Source organism: Paludibacterium yongneupense DSM 18731 (assembly GCF_000422925.1).
GTDB classification, from domain to species: Bacteria; Pseudomonadota; Gammaproteobacteria; order Burkholderiales; family Chromobacteriaceae; genus Paludibacterium; species Paludibacterium yongneupense.
The window spans coordinates 118,867-135,210 of record NZ_AUGZ01000009.1; the positions used below are offsets into that span (position 1 = coordinate 118,867).

Below are 16,344 nucleotides of genomic sequence, written 5' to 3' on the forward strand. Positions count from 1 at the left end.
CTACAGCACTGCCGGCTGTTTTGCCATCCCGCGCCAAGAAGCTCAGAAGCGCTGGATCTCGTTTTCCTGCTGGCTGAGAACCTCTCCCGCGCTACCGACCAGTTGCGGATCGGGAGGAAGGATCACGCGTCTGTTCTTGTCCGGATAGGGTAGCTGCCATAAAAAATGGCGGATGCAATTGATGCGCGCGCGTTTCTTGTCGTCCGACTTGATCACGGTCCATGGCGCGGCCGCGGTGTCCGTGTGAAAAAACATGGTTTTTTTGGCTTCGGTGTATTCATCCCACTTGTCGAGCGACTGTATGTCTATCGGCGACAGCTTCCAGTGTTTGAGCGGATCGTCGCGTCGCGAGATGAAGCGGCGCAATTGCTCGTCGCGGCTGACCGAAAACCAGTATTTGAACAGGCGGATGCCGCTGTTGACCAGCATGCGCTCGAGTTCCGGCGTCTGGCGCAGGAATTCGAGGTATTGAATGGGCGTGCAAAAACCCATCACCCTTTCCACCCCGGTGCGGTTATACCAGGAGCGGTCGAAGAACACCATCTCGCCCGCCGTCGGCAGATACTGGACATAACGCTGGAAATACCATTGTCCGAGCTCCTGCTCGGTCGGCTTGTCGAGTGCCACCACCCGCGCGCCGCGCGGGTTCAGATGTTCCATGAAGCGTTTGATCGTGCCGCCCTTGCCGGCGGCGTCCCGCCCTTCGAACAGGATCACCACTTTCTGTCCGCTTTCCTTGACCCAGCTTTGAACTTTCAGCAGTTCGGTCTGCAAGTCCGCTTTCAGCTTTTCGTATTCCGCCCGCCGCATGCGCGTGCGGTAGGGGTAGCTCGCCGGCAGCGGTGCGGTGGTGCTGTCTTCTTGGGTGCCGCGCGGCGCCAGCGCGACCTGCCGTGCAACCGGAGCCTGGCTGATGGCCGTTATCTCGCGGGCGGCGGTTTCGCGCGCTTTTTGCGTCGCACTCTGGCGGCGGCGCTTGGCGGGCGGGGGCGAGACCTCGGCCGCACGGGCATCGGAGGCGGGCAGGGGAGCGGGAGCGGGAGGGGTGGGATCGTCTGGCATGAGCGTGTTCACCTCGATAGCTGGGTTAGAATTGTTATATCCATTATGGATAGCGGTTGGGGCCGGCCGCAACTCGGATCCGGTGCACCTTCACGCGCCAGGAATCGGAATTGGCGGCCTTGTGCGGGAATGCCTAGCGAAAGATGGGTATAAATCGGTTACAATCGGCTCAGGCTTAACAGAATCGCGATCAATAATGAGCACGGAACACAACGCGCCGAGTGTCAGCAATTTCATTCGCAACATCATCGAAGAAGACCTTGCTGCCAACCGGCACCAAACAATCGTGACCCGCTTCCCGCCGGAGCCGAACGGCTACCTGCATGTCGGTCACGCCAAGTCCATTTGCCTGAATTTCGGGCTGGCCCGCGACTTTGGCGGCCAGTGCCACTTGCGCATGGACGACACCAATCCGGAAAAGGAATCGGACGAGTATGTCCGCTCCATCCAGGACAGCGTACGCTGGCTGGGCTTTGAATGGGACGGGGACGTCCGGTATGCCTCCGATTATTTCGACGCGTTGTACGCTTATGCCGTCGAACTGATCCAGGCCGGCAAGGCTTTTGTCTGCGACCTCGATGCCGAACAGATGCGCGCCTATCGCGGTGGACTGACCGAGCCGGGCCGTGAAAGTCCGTTCCGTAACCGCAGCATCGAGGAGAACCTCGACCTGTTCGCGCGCATGCGGGCCGGCGAATTCGCCGACGGCAGCAAGACGCTGCGCTTGAAAATCGACATGGCGTCGGGCAATGTCAACCTGCGCGACCCCGTCATCTATCGTATCCGGCGCGCGCACCATCACCGTACCGGCGATACCTGGTGCATCTATCCGATGTACGACTATACCCATTGCATCTCGGATGCTCTGGAGCGGGTCACGCATTCGCTGTGCACGCTGGAGTTCGAAGACCATCGTCCGCTGTACGACTGGGTGCTCGACGAGATCAGCATCGATAACCATCCGCGGCAGTACGAGTTCTCGCGGCTGGAGCTGCTGTACGCGTTGACCTCCAAGCGCAAACTCAATGCCCTGGTGACCGATGGTCTGGTCGACGGCTGGGATGATCCGCGCATGCCGACGATAGAGGGCATGCGCCGCCGCGGCTACAGCCCGGCGGGTGTGCAACTGTTCGCGCAGCGCATCGGCGTCTCCAAGAGCGAGAACATCATCGACATGAGCGTGCTCGAAGGCGCGGTGCGCGAGACGCTGGAATCGGAAGCGCCGCGCGTGATCGCCGTGCTCAATCCGCTCAAGGTCACGCTGGTCAATTACGCCGAGGGCGTCAGCGGTTCGCGGTCGGCTCCGTTTCATCCGCATCATCCCGAATTCGGCGAGCGGCTGGTGCCGTTGTCGCGGGAAATCTGGATCGAGCAGGACGACTTTGCCGAAGAGCCGCCGGCCGGGTGGCAGCGCCTGCGTCCGGGCGGTGAAGTGCGCCTGCGCTATTCCTATGTGATGCGCTGCGAAGAGGTGGTCAAGGACGAGTCTGGCCGCGTGATCGAACTGAAGTGCTCTCTCGACCACGAGACCCTCGGGCAGAACCCGGTCGGGCGCAAGGTCAAGGGGGTGATCCACTGGCTGTCGGCCGAACACGCCATCGAAGCCGAGGTCCGCCTCTACGACCGCCTGTTTACCGAACCGCGTCCCGACGCCGTGCGCGGCGAGTACGGCGAGTACGTCGATTTCCGCCAGTTCCTGAATCCGGCCTCGTTCGCGACCGTGACGGCCTGGGTCGAACCTGTGGTGCAGAGCGCTCCCGCCGAAACGCGCTATCAGTTCGAGCGCCTCGGCTATTTCGTTACCGACCGTTACCTGCACAGCGCCGCACGTCCGGTGTTCAACCGGACCGTCGCCCTGCGCGACGCCTGGCAGAAGTAAACGCGAACGTTGCGCGACGGCAGGGCCGTTGCGCGACGTTCGTCATCCGAACCGCATTTTGACTACCCTTTGACGCCATGCTGAGTCTCTACAATACGCTGACCCGACAGAAAGAAGTCTTTACTCCGATCGAGCCCAATAAGGTGCGCATGTACGTGTGCGGGATGACGGTGTACGACTACTGCCACCTCGGGCACGCCAGGGTGATGGTGGTGTTCGATATGGTCGCCCGCTGGTTGCGTGCATCGGGGTATCAGCTCGACTATGTCCGCAATATCACCGACGTTGACGACAAAATCATTCGTCGCGCCGCCGAAAACGGCGAGTCCATCGGCGAACTGACCGCGCGGTTCATCACGGCGATGGATGAGGATAGCGCTGCGCTTGGCGTACAGCGTCCCGATCACGAGCCGCGAGCGACCGATTTCGTTCCCGGCATGGTCGCGATGATCGAAACGCTGGTTTCGAAGGGGCGCGCGTACGCGGCTTCCAATGGCGATGTCTACTATGCCGTGCGCGAATTCGCGTCCTACGGCAAGCTCTCGGGCAAGAGTCTGGAAGATCTGCGTGCGGGCGAGCGCGTCGAGGTCGATCGCAGCAAGCGGGACCCGCTCGATTTCGTCTTGTGGAAAGCGGCGAAGCCGGGCGAACCGTCCTGGCCTTCGCCGTGGGGTGCGGGCCGGCCGGGCTGGCATATCGAATGCTCGGTGATGAGCGAGCATCACCTGGGCATTCATTTCGATATCCATGGCGGCGGAGCCGATCTGCAATTTCCACACCACGAGAACGAAATCGCACAGTCCGAGGGCGCGCATAATCATGCCTTCGTCAACTACTGGATGCACAACGGTTTTATCCGCGTGGATAATGAAAAGATGTCCAAGTCCCTGGGCAATTTCTTCACCATCCGCGAGGTGCTGTCGCGATATGATGCCGAGGTGGTGCGCTTCTTTATCCTGCGCGCCCATTACCGCAGTCCGCTGAACTACTCGGACGCCCATCTTGACGATGCCCGCAGCGCGTTGACCCGTCTCTATACCGCGCTCAAGCACGACGCGGCGCCAGCTGGGGCCGCCATCGACTGGAACGGGCCGTATGCGAGTCGCTTCAAGGCGGCGATGGACGATGATTTCAACACCGTCGAGGCGGTGGCCGTCCTGTTCGATCTGGCCGGCGAAGTCAACCGTGCACAGGATCCTGCCGCTGTCGCCTTGCTGCGGGCGCTGGGTGGAGTGCTCGGCCTGCTGCAGCGCGATGCGCGTGAATTCCTGCAGGGCGGAGACAGCGGCGAGCTGACGCCCGACGCCATCGAGGCGATGATCGCGGCACGCAAGGCCGCCCGCGCCGCCCGCGATTGGGTGGAGTCGGACCGTATCCGCGATGAGCTGGCTGCCGCGGGCATCGTGCTTGAGGATGGCGCGCAGGGCACGGGCTGGCGCCGGGCCTGATGCGGACGGACTTGTCAAGTTGTTGCAAAGCGCGGATAATCGCAAGCTTCGTTAAAGCGGTACAGGCAAAACCCCTGTACCCGGATTCACCAAGGAAAAAACATGAAAACCTCGATTCATCCGGATTACACGGACGTGACCGTAAACTGCTCCTGCGGTAACCAGTTCGTTACCCGCTCGACCATGTCCAAGGACACCTTCCATATTGAAGTGTGCTCCAGCTGCCACCCGTTCTACACGGGCAAGCAGAAGATCGTCGACACCGCAGGTCGCGTCGACAAGTTCAACCAGAAGTTCGGCAGCTTCTTCAAGCGCTGATCCTCTTCGGTTGGAATGCAAAAAAGGCAGCCCTCGCGCTGCCTTTTTTTGTCTCTGTCGTCCCCTCGCAGCGTACTGCGCGAGGAACGGTTCCGTTAAGCAGGCATCTCGCAGGTGTAAGATATGCTGACGTATACACCCAATTCGAAATCCGCGTTGCCGCAGCCCACGGAGAAGCCCTGGGTGCTCCTGTTGCTGGCCTTGATCTGGCTGTGGCCGGGCATTCTCGGCCACGACCCGTGGCGCCCCGACGAGCCTTACGTGCTGGCGGTCGCGAGCGAGATGCTGCAAACCGGGCATTGGCTGATGCCGACCATTCAGGGCCAGCCCTACCTGGCAGCTCCGCCGCTTTACTCCTGGGTCGCGGCGGCATTTATCCAGCTGCTCTCGCCGTGGTTGCTGCCGGCACATGATGCCGCTCGGCTGGCGACGCCGTTTTTCATGGCCTTGACGCTCTTGTTTGCCGGCGGTGCCGGGCGCGAGCTGATTGGGCGTCGCCATGGCCGCAGCGTGGTGATGATTCTGATCGGTTGTATCGGGCTCACGGATACCGGGCATCAGATGACGCCGATGGTTGCAACGCTGACCGGTTTTGCGGCGGCGTTCTATGCCCTGGTGCGCGGTTTGCGTTCGCCCGCTCTGGCCGGCGCTCTGCTCGGGGCTGCCAGCGTCGTGCTGTTCTTGTCCAGCAGCCTGCTCGAGGTGATGCTGCTATGGTCGGTAGTGCTGATGCTGCCCGCCTTCTCGGCCTGGCGGCGCAAGCCCCATGCGATCATGGTGGCCATGGCCGTCCTGTTCGGTTTGCCGCTGTCCCTGATCTGGCCTGTCGGCTTCGCCCATCATTTTCCGGCTGAATTCGCCATCTGGTGGCAGCACTATGCGCTCGGTCCGCTGGATGGTTTCGCCCGGCTCGGTCTGTTTCACGGTTTCGGCTACTATTTCAAAACGTCGGTCTGGTATGCGTGGCCGGCGTGGCCGCTGGCGGGCTGGACCTTGTATCGCAGCCGCCGCTACGACGAACCGGTGCTGCAGCTGCCCCTGATGTTCTTCGGAGTCGTGATGGTGCTGCTGACCCTGTCCGACCGGCAGGGGGCCGAGTACACGATGCCGCTGCTGTTGCCGCTGGCGATGCTGGCCGCCGTCGAACTCGACAGTCTCAAGCGTGGAGCCGCCGCCTTTCTCAACTGGTTCGCGCTGATGACCTTCGGCTTTTTCGGGCTGCTGATCTGGTTCGGCTGGGCGGCGATGAATTATGGCTGGCCGGCCGAGCTGGCCGAACGCGCGCGCTTTTTCAGCCCCTACTATCGCGTGCACATTTCCTGGCTCGGTGCCGGCTGCGCACTGCTTGCGACTCTGGTCTGGGTCTGGGCCCTGACGCGGCGCAATCTGCGCGGGCGGCAGGCCTTGACCAACTGGAGTGCCGGCATCACCCTGTTCTGGGGGTTGGCGATGACCTTGTGGCTGCCGTGGCTGGATGCGACCAAGAGCTACCGGCCCGTGGTCGGGCAGATGCTGGCGGCCTTGCCGCCGGGGGCGCGCAACGCCTGCATCGCCGTGCCCGATGCGTTGCGGCTCGCGCGCATCAGCTGGGCGTATTACGGCGGCTTGCACTTGCTGCCCTATCTCAGCGACAGCGATATCCGCTGCGACTGGCGGCTGGTCCAGCGCCAGGAGAACGAGCCGGAGTCGGCCCCCGGCTGGCGCGCCGTCTGGAGCGGCAGCCGTCCGCGCGACAAGCGTGAAGTCTATACCCTGCAACAGCGGCTGCCATAGCGCGGTCGCCGCCGTTTCGCCTCAGCTGGCGAGTTCGGGGCGGTCGATGAAGTCGGCAAGCGACTCGGGGTTGGCGAGTGCCGCAACGTTGTCCACCGTTTCGCCATGGATGACTTTCTTGACCGCGAGTTCGACGATTTTTCCGCTGACGGTGCGCGGAATATCGTTGACTGCCACGATGCGGGCCGGGACGTGGCGCGGGCTGGCCCCATCTGCGATGCGGCGGCGCAGCCTTTCCTCCAGTGCGGTATCGAGTACGGCGCCCGCGGCCAGGCGCACGAACAGTACGATGCGCTCGTCGCCTTGCCAGCGCTGACCGACTGCCAGCGCTTCTTCTATTTCCGCGCAGTTCTCCACTTGACGATAGATCTCCGCCGTGCCGATGCGAACGCCGCCGGGATTGAGCACGGCATCCGAGCGGCCATGAATCACCATACCGTTCTGCGCCGTGATCTCCGCATAATCGCCATGACACCAGATGCCTGGAAAACGTTCGAAATACGCGTGCCGGTAACGCGTCCCGTCGGTGTCGTTCCAAAAACCCAGCGGCTGTGACGGAAACGGCTGCGTGCATACCAGCTCGCCCTTTTCCTCACGTAGCGGCCTGCCTTGCGGGTCGACGACATCCACCGCCATTCCGAGACCGCGGCATTGCAACTGGCCGCGCCAGACCGGCAGATTCACTGCGCCGAGCGCAAAGCAGGAAACGATGTCGGTGCCGCCCGAAATCGACGCGAGATGCACATCGCGCTTCACGCTGCGGTAGACCCAGTCGAAACGTTCCGCCGATAGCGGCGAGCCGGTCGAGAACAGAGTGCGCAGCGCGTCGAGGCGGTACTCGCGTCCCGGTTCCAGCCCCGACTTGGCTATGGCATCCAGAAATTTGGCGGAGGTGCCGAAATGGGTGACGCGCGCTTCGTCGGCCAGTCGCCACAGGGCATGGCCGCCCGCCGCCAATGGCGCGCCGTCGTACAAAACCAGGGTTGCGTCGCAGGCCAGCGCGCTGGCCTGCCAGTTCCACATCATCCAGCCGCAGGTCGTGTAGTAGAACAGACGATCGTCGCGGTGGATGTCGCCATGCAGCAGATGCTCCTTCACATGCTGCAGCAGGGTTCCCCCGGCCCCGTGCACGATGCACTTCGGTTTGCCGGTAGTGCCGCTGGAATAGAGAATGAACAGCGGGTGGTTGAACGGCAGGCGAACGAATCGCGGCTGTCCGCCCGGATGGGGAGCCAGCCAGTCCTCGAGCGCGATCCCGTGGCGCGGCATGGGCATATCGTCGTCCGGCGCGAGCAGGACGATTTTTTCCAGCGTGGGCAGGGCCGTGGCGATCGACTCCACGCGCTGTGCCGTGCTGATCCGCTTGCCGTTGTAGCGAAAGGCGGCGACGCAGAACAGGAGGCGCGGTGCGGCCTGCCCGAAACGGTCGACGGCGGCATCGATGCCGAAGTCGGGCGAGCAACTGGTCCAGATCGCACCGATGCTCGCGCAGGCGAGCATGGCCGCCAGCGTCTCCGGGATGTGGGTCATATAGGCCGCGACACGGTCGCCGGCGACGATGCCATGGGCGAGCAAGGCCTGTTGCAGGCGGGCGACTTCATGGCGCAGGCGGTCCCGGCTCCAGGTCCGGGCAGTGCCGTCTTCGGCATACGCGATCAGAGCCGGCGTCGTGCCCGTGCGCCGCAGCAGGTTTTCCGCATAGTTGAGCCGGGCCTGCGGGAAAAACCGTGCCTGCCGCATTGTGGCCGCCGGCTGCAATGCGATTGCACCGCGTTCGCCTGTGATACCGGCGTAATCCCATACGCGCTCCCAGAAGGCCGAGGTATCGGCTATGCTCCAGCTCCATAGTGCGGAGTAGTCGGGCAGGTCCCTGTTCAGGGTCGTGCAGGCGAGGCGCTGGAAGGCGGTCAGATGACTGCCGGCTATTCGCGCGGCAGACGGTTGCCACAAGGCTTCTTCATTCATGTCGGTCTCCCGGGACAGCCATCGCGCGCGCAACCCGGGAATCGGGCTGGCGCCCGAGAGCGGCGCAGATGAAATGGACGGTGTCGAGCAGGCGCGGCAGATCGATGCCGCAATCCAGGCCCTCGCCCGCGAGCAGGTAAACCAGATCTTCGCTCGCGACATTGCCGCTGGCCCCGGCGGCGAAGGGGCAGCCGCCAAGACCGGCCACCGAAGCGTCGAAGCGGCGGATGCCGGCTTCGAGTGCCGCATAGATATTCGCAATGGCCATGCCGCGGGTATCGTGGAAGTGGCCGACCAGGCTTCGACGCGCGATGTGCATGGCTGCCGCGTCGAAGGCGGCCAGTATCGTCTGCGGCGTGCCGCAGCCTATGGTGTCGCCGAGTGAAATTTCGTGGCAGCCCATGGCGGACAGGGCCGCCGCCACGCGGGCGACATCGCGCGGGGCAACAGCGCCCTGATAGGGGCAACCGGCGATGCAGGAGACATAGCCGCGCACCGCGATGCCGGCGTCGCGCGCGCGCGCGCAAACGTCGGCGTAGCGCGCGAGGCTGTCATCGATGCCGCAGCCGAGGTTGTGCTGGCTGAACGCCTCGCTGGCGGAGGCAAACACCGCGATATCGCACGCGCCGGCCGACTGCGCCGCTGCGAAGCCGCGCAGATTGGGAACCAGCACCGGATAGCGGGTGCGGGATTCGCCCGCGAATGCCGCCAGCACTTCCGCGCTGCCTTCCATCGCGGCGACCCGGCGCGCCGAGACGAAGGCGCCGGCTTCCACGCTGGGAAAGCCGCACCCGCTCAGACGGCGGATCAATTCGATGCGCTGCGCCACCGATAGCTGCCGGCTCTCGTTCTGCAGGCCATCGCGCGCGCCGACCTCGGTGATATGGACAAAATCAGTCATCGGCCGCCCCCTCTTCGTCGGCCTTGAATTCGATCAGCAGATCGCCTTCATCGACGCGGTCGCCCTCCTGCCGCAACAGGGCGACCAGCTTCCCCGTCGCTGGCGCCGTGATCATGTGTTCCATTTTCATCGCTTCGAGCACCATCAGTGCCGTGCCGGCGACGACGCGGGTCCCCGGCTGGCACAGGCAGGCCGCGACCCGGCCCGGCAGCGGTGCGTACAGCGAGCCGGCCTGCGCGGCGCGCGGCGCGCGAGCGTCGTCGGGCAGCGCCACCGTCAGCCGCTTGCCGGGGGTGAACAGCACGCGCTCGTGTCCCACGCGCACGCAGTGCGCGCGGTAAAGCCGGCCATCGAGCCGGACGGCGAGCTCGGGCGCCGTTCCTTGTATATGACTGGCCCGCAGACTTCCGGCGCCGGTATCGATCTCGATGTCCTGGCCCTGCCAGGTCAGGGTCAGGGCAGGGTGCCCGCAAAAGACAATGCGCCGGCGTCGCGGCGCGTTCAGCCGCCATCCGTTCAACAGCGACCAGGCGTCGCCGCCCGGATGTTCCTGCCACAGGGCTTCGGCCAGCGCCAGCAGGGCCAACTGCCAGGGGGCGGCCTCCGGGGGGCATGACAGTGCCCGCCCTCCCGCCGCTATCAATCCGGTGTCGTAATCGCCGCGCGCGTAGTCTTCGCTGTTGGCGATGGCGGCCAGCAGATCGAGATTGGTCGCGACGCCCGCGATCCGGAAGTCCGCGAGCTGCTGCCGCAAGCGGTTCAGCGCTTGTGCACGGTCTTCGCCCCAGACGATCAGTTTGGCTATCATCGAATCATAGTCCGGCGTCACGGTGTCGCCCTCTTCCAGCGCACTGTCGACGCGGCCATGCGGAGAGTCGGGCGCACGCAGATAAACGACCCGGCCGCTGCCCGGATGGAAGTCGTGCGCGGGGTCTTCTGCGCAGAGCCGGGCCTCGAACGCATGGCCGCGGCAGACGATTCCGCTCTGTGCCAGCGGCAGCGGCTGGCCAGCGGCGATGCGCAACTGCCATTCCACCAGGTCTAGACCGGTGATCATTTCGGTGACCGGGTGTTCGACTTGCAGGCGGGTGTTCATTTCCATGAAGTAGAAGTCGCGGCTGTCGCGCTCGACGATGAATTCGACCGTACCTGCGCCCCGGTAGCCGACCGAGCGCGCAACGGCGCAGGCTGCCTCGCCCAGCGCCTGGCGCTGCGCGGGAGAGAGGCCAGGGGCCGGCGCTTCCTCCATGACTTTCTGATACCGCCGCTGCACCGAGCAGTCGCGTTCGAACAGGTGCACGGTATCGCCGCTGGCGTCGGCGAAGACTTGCACCTCGATATGCCGCGCCCGCGGCAGATAGCGCTCGAGCAACACCCTGTCGTCGCCGAAGCAGGCAAGCGCTTCGCGGCGGCAGGCCGCCAACTCGCGGGCAAATTCCCCCGCGGCGGCGACGATGCGCATGCCGCGCCCGCCGCCACCGTTCGCGGCTTTGATCAGGAGCGGGTATGAGAGCGCATCGGCTTCGCGCTTCAGACGCGGCTCGTCTTGCTCCGCACCGTGGTAGCCGGGTAGCAACGGGACGCCGCTGCCGGCCAGGCAGGCTTTGGCCGCGCTTTTCGAGCCCATCGTGGCCATTGCTTCCGGCGACGGGCCGATGAAAACCAGTCCTTGCTGCTGGCAGCGGGTGGCAAGCAGGGGATTCTCGGATAGAAAGCCATATCCGGGATGAATGGCCTGGGCGCCGCACGCGCAGGCGGCGGCGACGATGGCGTCGATGTCCAGGTAGGCGCCAGCCGCACCCAGCGGCCAGGCGCGATCCGACTGGCGCACGAAATAGGCATCGGCGTCGATGTCGGTGTAGACCGCGACGCATTCGATGCCAAGCCGATGCGCGGTGCGCATGATGCGGGCGGCGATTTCGCCGCGATTGGCCACCAGAATGCGGTCGAACGGGCGTTCATTCATTGCCCCTCCCTGCGCCAGGATGGCAGGCGCTTTTCAAAGAAGGCGGCAATACCCTCGCGCGCTTCGTCGCTGCTGCGAATCAACGCCAGGCGCCGGACAGTATCGGCGCGCAAGGCCGCATCGCCGGCGCCGCCGCCCGCCCGCACGCGCCGCAGCAAATCCTTGCATGCGCTCTGTGCCCCGGGCGCCCCCCGTTTCAAGGTGTCGCACAGTCGGTCGAGCTGGAGGTCCAGGCCGCTTGCCTCCGTCTCGACGAGATGCACAAGCCCCAGCCTGAGCGCCTCGTCGGCATCGAAGCGTTCTCCGGACAAGGCGTAGCGCGAAGCCTGCCGCTGGCCGATGGCATCGACGACATAGGGTGCAATGGTGGCGGGAATCAGTCCGAGACGGACTTCGCTCAGCGCGAAATGCGCATCGCGAGCGGCCAGGACGATATCGCAGGCGGCGGCCAGTCCGAGACCGCCGCCGATGGCCGCCCCCTGTACACGGGCCAGCACCGGCTGCGGCATCTGTGCGAGTCTCTGCAGCAGCTCGGCCAGCGTATCGGCGTCGTCGCGATTGTGCCGGGCATCGAGGTCGCCCATGCGCCGCATCCAGTCGAGATCGGCGCCGGCGCAGAAATCCCGGCCGCGCCCGCCGAGCGCGACGACGCGGATGTCGGGGCGCGGCGCCAATTCGGCCAGCGTATGCGTGAGTGCGGCGATCAGCGCCTCGTCAAGGGCGTTGCGGCGTGCCGGGCGGTTAAGCCAGAGGTGAGCGATGCCGGCGTCCAGTTCCAGTTCGAGCTCCATCTTGTCTCCCTACATGCGGAATACGCCGAACCGCGTCGCTTCGCGTGGCGCCGTGCTGGCCACTCCGAGCGCCAGCGCCAGCATATCGCGCGTCGCCGCCGGGTCGATCACGCCGTCGTCCCACAGCCGAGCGCTGGCGTAGTAGGGATGTCCCTGGCGCTCGTACTGGCGGCGGATGGAATCGTCCCCGCCTTCTTGTCCGACCCGGCTCAGTACCGCTGCGGCTTGCTCGCCGCCCATCACCGATATCCGGCTGTTGGGCCACATCCAGATGAAGCGCGGGCCGAAAGCGCGACCGCACATGCCGTAGTTGCCGGCGCCGAAGCTGCCGCCGATGATGACGGTGAATTTGGGGACATTGGCACAGGCCACTGCCGTCACCAGTTTGGCGCCATCGCGCGCAATGCCGGCCTGCTCGTATTTGCGTCCGACCATGAAGCCGGTGATGTTCTGCAGAAAAATCAGTGGAATGCCGCGCTGGCAGCACAGCTCGACGAAGTGCGCGCCCTTGAGCGCGGATTGGGCGAACAGGATCCCGTTGTTGGCGATGATGCCGACACGGTGGCCGTCGAGCCGCGCGAAACCGGTGACCAGGGTCGTGCCGTATTCCTGTTTGAACTCATCGAATCCGGACGCGTCGACCAGACGCATGATGACTTCGCGCACATCGTAGCTTTTCTTGCCGTCGGCCGGGATGACCCCATGCAGCTCCAGCGGCGAGTAGTGCGGTGCAGGCGCTGTTGCGGTGACGGCCGGTGCGTCCGCCCCCGGCAGCGCGGCGACCAGTCCGCGCGCGAGGGCCAGCGCATGCCGGTCGTCGTGGGCGAGATAGTCGGCTACGCCCGACTGGCGGGTATGGACATGGGCGCCTCCCAGCGTTTCGGCATCGACTTCCTCGCCGGTTGCCGCCCGCACCAGCGGAGGGCCGCCCAGGAAAATCGTGCCCTGATTCTCGACGATGATCGTTTGGTCGCTCATGGCCGGTACGTAGGCTCCGCCTGCCGTGCACGAACCCATGACCACCGCGATCTGGGCGCAGCCGGCTGCCGAGAGCCGGGCCTGGTTGTAAAAAATGCGTCCGAAATGCTCGCGGTCGGGAAAGACTTCGTCCTGGAGCGGCAGAAAGGCCCCCCCCGAATCGACCAGATAGAGGCAAGGAAGGTGGTTTTCCGCGGCGATCTCTTGCGCGCGCAGATGTTTTTTTACCGTCATCGGGAAGTAACAGCCGCCTTTGACCGTGGCATCGTTGGCGACCAGCATGCACGGCAGGCCATGGATACGCCCGATTCCGCAGATGATTCCGGCTGCGGGCGCCTGCTGATCGTACATGCCCCAAGCCGCCAGTTGCGACAACTCCAGAAACGGCGAATCGGCATCGATCAGCAGTTCGATACGCTCGCGTGCGGGCAGCTTGCCGCGCGCGCGGTGCCTGGCCACAGCCTCTTCGCCGCCGCCGGCCGCCGCATGCGCGACCTGGGCGCGTAGATCCTCGCACAAGACGTGCATCGCTGCGGCATTGGCGTGAAATTCGTCTGAAGCGGGTGACAGACGCGATTGCAGGGGAGTCATGTTCATCCCTGCCCGGCCATGAGTTCGCGTCCGATCAGCCAGCGCCGGATCTCGCTGGTGCCCGCCCCGATTTCGTACAGCTTGGCGTCACGCAGCAGGCGGCCGGCCGGGCTGTCGTTGACATAGCCATTGCCTCCCAGGCACTGGATCGCTTCCAGCGCCATCCGTGTGGCGTTTTCTGCCGCATACAATATGGCTCCTGCCGCGTCCTTGCGCACCTGGCGCGTTTCTCCGCTGCGATCCAGCGCCTGTCCAACGCTATAGACGTAGGCCCGTGCCGAGCTCAGCGCGACGTACATGTCGGCCAGCTTGCCTTGCATCAGTTGGAAGTCGCCGATGCGCTGCCCGAATTGGCGGCGTTCTGCGAGATAGGGCAGAACCAGGTCGAGGCAGGCCTGCATGATTCCGAGCGGGCCGGCTGCCAGAACCGCGCGTTCATAGTCGAGTCCGCTCATCAATACCCGCGTGCCGCCCCCCACTTCGCCCAATACATTCTCTCGCGGGACTTCGCAGCGGTCGAAGAAGAGCGGGCAGGTGTTAGAACCGCGCATTCCCAGCTTGTCGAGGCGGGGGCCGGTGCTGAAACCCGGAGACGACGATTCGACCAGGAAGGCGGTGATTTCGCCGTTCCTTGCTTGCGGGTCGGTCCTGGCGTAAACCACGATCACATCGGCGTCGCCGCCATTGGTGATCCACATTTTCGATCCGTCGAGCACGAAGCGCTCGCCATGGGCTTCGGCACGACAGCGCATGCCGAGTACATCCGATCCGGCCTCCGGTTCGGACATTGCCAGTGCCCCGACCTGGCGTCCGGCAATCAGTTCCGGCAGATAGCGGCGTTTTTGCGCTTCCGTGCCGTGGCGCGCTATCTGATTGATGCAGAGATTGGAGTGTGCCGCGTAGGACAGGCCGACCGAGGCCGAGGCGCGACTGATCTCTTCCATGGCGACAATGTGTGCGAGATAGCCCAATCGGCACCCGCCATAGTCTTCTTCGACCGTGATGCCGAGCGCGCCAAGCGCGCCGAGCCTGGGCCAGAGTTCGGCCGGGAAGAGGTTGTCGCGGTCTATGTCGGCCGCGCGAGGGGCGATTTCGCGTGCGGCGAAAGCGGCAACGCTGTCGCGCAGCATGGCGAGGTCGGTGCCCAGATCGAAGCTCAGTCCATTCGTCATGATGATCCTCCGTTTTTTTTATCATGAGTTACGTTTACGTAAACGTCAATTGGCATTCACGACAAAACGGCTGGCAAGGCGGGCAGGGTCAGCCGCCGTTTTCGCCAGTGGCGAGAATTTGCAGACAGTGGTGTTCGAGGGTATCGATCTCGGCCAGCACGGCGTCGATATCACGCCGCTGCTGAAGGAGACTCTGGCGGCGCTGAAGCAGCAATGACAGGAGTGCATGCGATTGTCCGGCCTCGTCGTTCGCCCTTTGGTAGAGGTCGAGAATCTCGCGTATCTCGGCGAGCGACAGGCCGATGCGTTTGCCGCGCAGTATCAACTTGAGCCGCGCGCGGTCGCGCCGCGTGTAGACGCGTTGACGGCCCGCCCGCACCGGTTCTATCAGTCCCTGCTCTTCATAGAAGCGGATCGTGCGTAGTGTGACGTCGAATTCTTGCGCGAGATCGGAAATACTGAAATTGTCGTGTTCCATTGCAGCAGGGGGCCGTGGCGGACCCGTCATCCGGTGAGGGGTTGGCAACGAAGGCGAAATGCCGGCGTATGCATCGTGAGATGCTAGGATTGTAGCCGCTTTTTTCAAGCAGGTGCTTCGGCGATTCGGCGCTGGCGGACGAAGAGCGGCGCCGGGAACGCGGTTTTTCGCTACAATGCGGGCAAATCGATAGTGTCGCGAAAGGCCAATATGAATGAGCAACAATTTGCTGCGGACGAACTGACCCGGCTGGAACAGCTGCTGACGCCGTTGGCTGCAACGGGGTCGACGATGCGTCCGGACGAAGTGCAGGGTTTTTTTACCGCACTGGCCAGTGGCCCGGACGCGTTGGACGACGGCTTCTGGTGGGGCGAGATCCTGGGCGACGCGCCGAGCTTTGAAAACCAAGGGGACGAGGCCGAACTGCGCGCGCTGCTCGCGCGCCTGTATGCCGTGGTCGCGGCCGGGCTTGCGGCCGGCCAGGCTCCCGAGCCTATCCTGTATGCGGGGGAGGACAGCGAGGAGCCCGATTTCTGGCCGTGGTGCAACGCCTATCTGTACGCGTTGGATGTGGTGCCGAGCGACTGGTTCGAACTGGCCGACGATGAAGGTTTCGAAGAACTGTTGCTGCCTGTCATGGCGCTGGGCGGCATGTTCGAAGAGGACGGCGGCGAAGACCTCATGAGTTTCAGCGAGCAGGAGCTGTCCGCTTTTGTCGACGACTTGCCGCAAGCCCTGCTCGCGATTCACGATTATTGGCAGGCGAAGAAACAGGCACCGTCGACGCAGCGGCGCGCAGGCGACAAGGTCGGCCGCAACGACCCGTGTCCGTGTGGCAGCGGAAAAAAATACAAGGCCTGCTGCGGGAAAAATTGAATTTTCCTTCTCGGTTTCTTCTGGAAAACGCCCTCGCAAGAGGGCTTTTTTTTTATTGTATTTTGTATTTAATGTGCGTTTTTATATTTGAATAAATATCGATAAAGGCTTTTGTTTTTAAATACTCGAACATGATTTGATGCTGT

General features: G+C 64.0%; 13 protein-coding genes. 5 read left to right on the forward strand and 8 right to left on the reverse strand.

Annotated elements, in window-relative coordinates; translation table 11 throughout:
- Window positions 1-42 precede the first annotated feature (42 nt).
- Entirely contained in the window at window positions 43-1,062 is a 1,020-nt protein-coding gene (ppk2, locus tag G520_RS21775; RefSeq protein WP_051229109.1) for a polyphosphate kinase 2, read from the reverse strand.
- Window positions 1,063-1,258: 196 nt separating this feature from the next.
- Between ppk2 and G520_RS0106000 the strand changes: the two genes are divergently transcribed.
- The 4 genes from G520_RS0106000 to G520_RS0106015 all read left to right on the forward strand — a co-directional run bounded on the left by G520_RS0106000 (window position 1,259) and on the right by G520_RS0106015 (window position 6,480).
- Window positions 1,259-2,941 (forward strand): glutamine--tRNA ligase/YqeY domain fusion protein, encoded by a 1,683-nt coding sequence (locus G520_RS0106000; RefSeq protein WP_028534857.1) that lies wholly within the window; start codon window positions 1,259-1,261, stop codon window positions 2,939-2,941.
- Window positions 2,942-3,018: 77 nt separating this feature from the next.
- The gene (gene cysS, locus G520_RS0106005; protein WP_028534858.1) at window positions 3,019-4,389 is read left to right on the forward strand and encodes a cysteine--tRNA ligase; all 1,371 of its coding nucleotides are present in this window, start codon (window positions 3,019-3,021) and stop codon (window positions 4,387-4,389) included.
- A 102-nt stretch (window positions 4,390-4,491) separates the two neighbouring features.
- Window positions 4,492-4,707, forward strand: a complete 216-nt coding sequence (gene rpmE, locus G520_RS0106010; RefSeq protein WP_028534859.1) for a 50S ribosomal protein L31 — start codon at window positions 4,492-4,494, stop codon at window positions 4,705-4,707.
- Window positions 4,708-4,830: 123 nt separating this feature from the next.
- Entirely contained in the window at window positions 4,831-6,480 is a 1,650-nt protein-coding gene (locus tag G520_RS0106015; protein WP_028534860.1) for an ArnT family glycosyltransferase, read from the forward strand.
- Between the two features lie 21 nt (window positions 6,481-6,501).
- Here G520_RS0106015 and G520_RS0106020 read toward each other — a convergent pair whose 3' ends face one another.
- The 7 genes from G520_RS0106020 to G520_RS0106055 all read right to left on the reverse strand — a co-directional run bounded on the left by G520_RS0106020 (window position 6,502) and on the right by G520_RS0106055 (window position 15,322).
- Window positions 6,502-8,445, reverse strand: a complete 1,944-nt coding sequence (locus G520_RS0106020) for an acetoacetate--CoA ligase (RefSeq protein WP_028534861.1) — start codon at window positions 8,443-8,445, stop codon at window positions 6,502-6,504.
- On the reverse strand, window positions 8,438-9,346 hold the full coding sequence (locus tag G520_RS0106025; protein WP_028534862.1) for a hydroxymethylglutaryl-CoA lyase: 909 nt from the start codon (window positions 9,344-9,346) through the stop codon (window positions 8,438-8,440). The genes G520_RS0106020 and G520_RS0106025 overlap by 8 nt, the downstream gene beginning before the upstream one ends.
- Window positions 9,339-11,312, reverse strand: coding sequence for an ATP-binding protein (locus G520_RS0106030; protein ID WP_036665499.1), 1,974 nt, complete (start codon window positions 11,310-11,312; stop codon window positions 9,339-9,341). Before G520_RS0106030 ends, G520_RS0106025 begins: the two co-directional genes overlap by 8 nt.
- Window positions 11,309-12,103 (reverse strand): enoyl-CoA hydratase-related protein, encoded by a 795-nt coding sequence (locus G520_RS0106035; protein ID WP_028534864.1) that lies wholly within the window; start codon window positions 12,101-12,103, stop codon window positions 11,309-11,311. Before G520_RS0106035 ends, G520_RS0106030 begins: the two co-directional genes overlap by 4 nt.
- 9 nt (window positions 12,104-12,112) lie before the next feature.
- Window positions 12,113-13,672 (reverse strand): carboxyl transferase domain-containing protein, encoded by a 1,560-nt coding sequence (locus tag G520_RS0106040; RefSeq protein ID WP_028534865.1) that lies wholly within the window; start codon window positions 13,670-13,672, stop codon window positions 12,113-12,115.
- A 2-nt stretch (window positions 13,673-13,674) separates the two neighbouring features.
- A complete protein-coding gene (locus G520_RS21780; RefSeq protein WP_036665501.1) occupies window positions 13,675-14,844 on the reverse strand; it encodes an isovaleryl-CoA dehydrogenase in 1,170 nt (389 codons plus the stop codon).
- An 88-nt stretch (window positions 14,845-14,932) separates the two neighbouring features.
- A complete protein-coding gene (locus G520_RS0106055) occupies window positions 14,933-15,322 on the reverse strand; it encodes a MerR family transcriptional regulator (RefSeq protein ID WP_028534867.1) in 390 nt (129 codons plus the stop codon).
- 210 nt (window positions 15,323-15,532) lie between these two features.
- Between G520_RS0106055 and G520_RS0106060 the strand changes: the two genes are divergently transcribed.
- Window positions 15,533-16,198, forward strand: coding sequence for a YecA/YgfB family protein (locus G520_RS0106060; RefSeq protein ID WP_028534868.1), 666 nt, complete (start codon window positions 15,533-15,535; stop codon window positions 16,196-16,198).
- Window positions 16,199-16,344 lie beyond the last annotated feature (146 nt).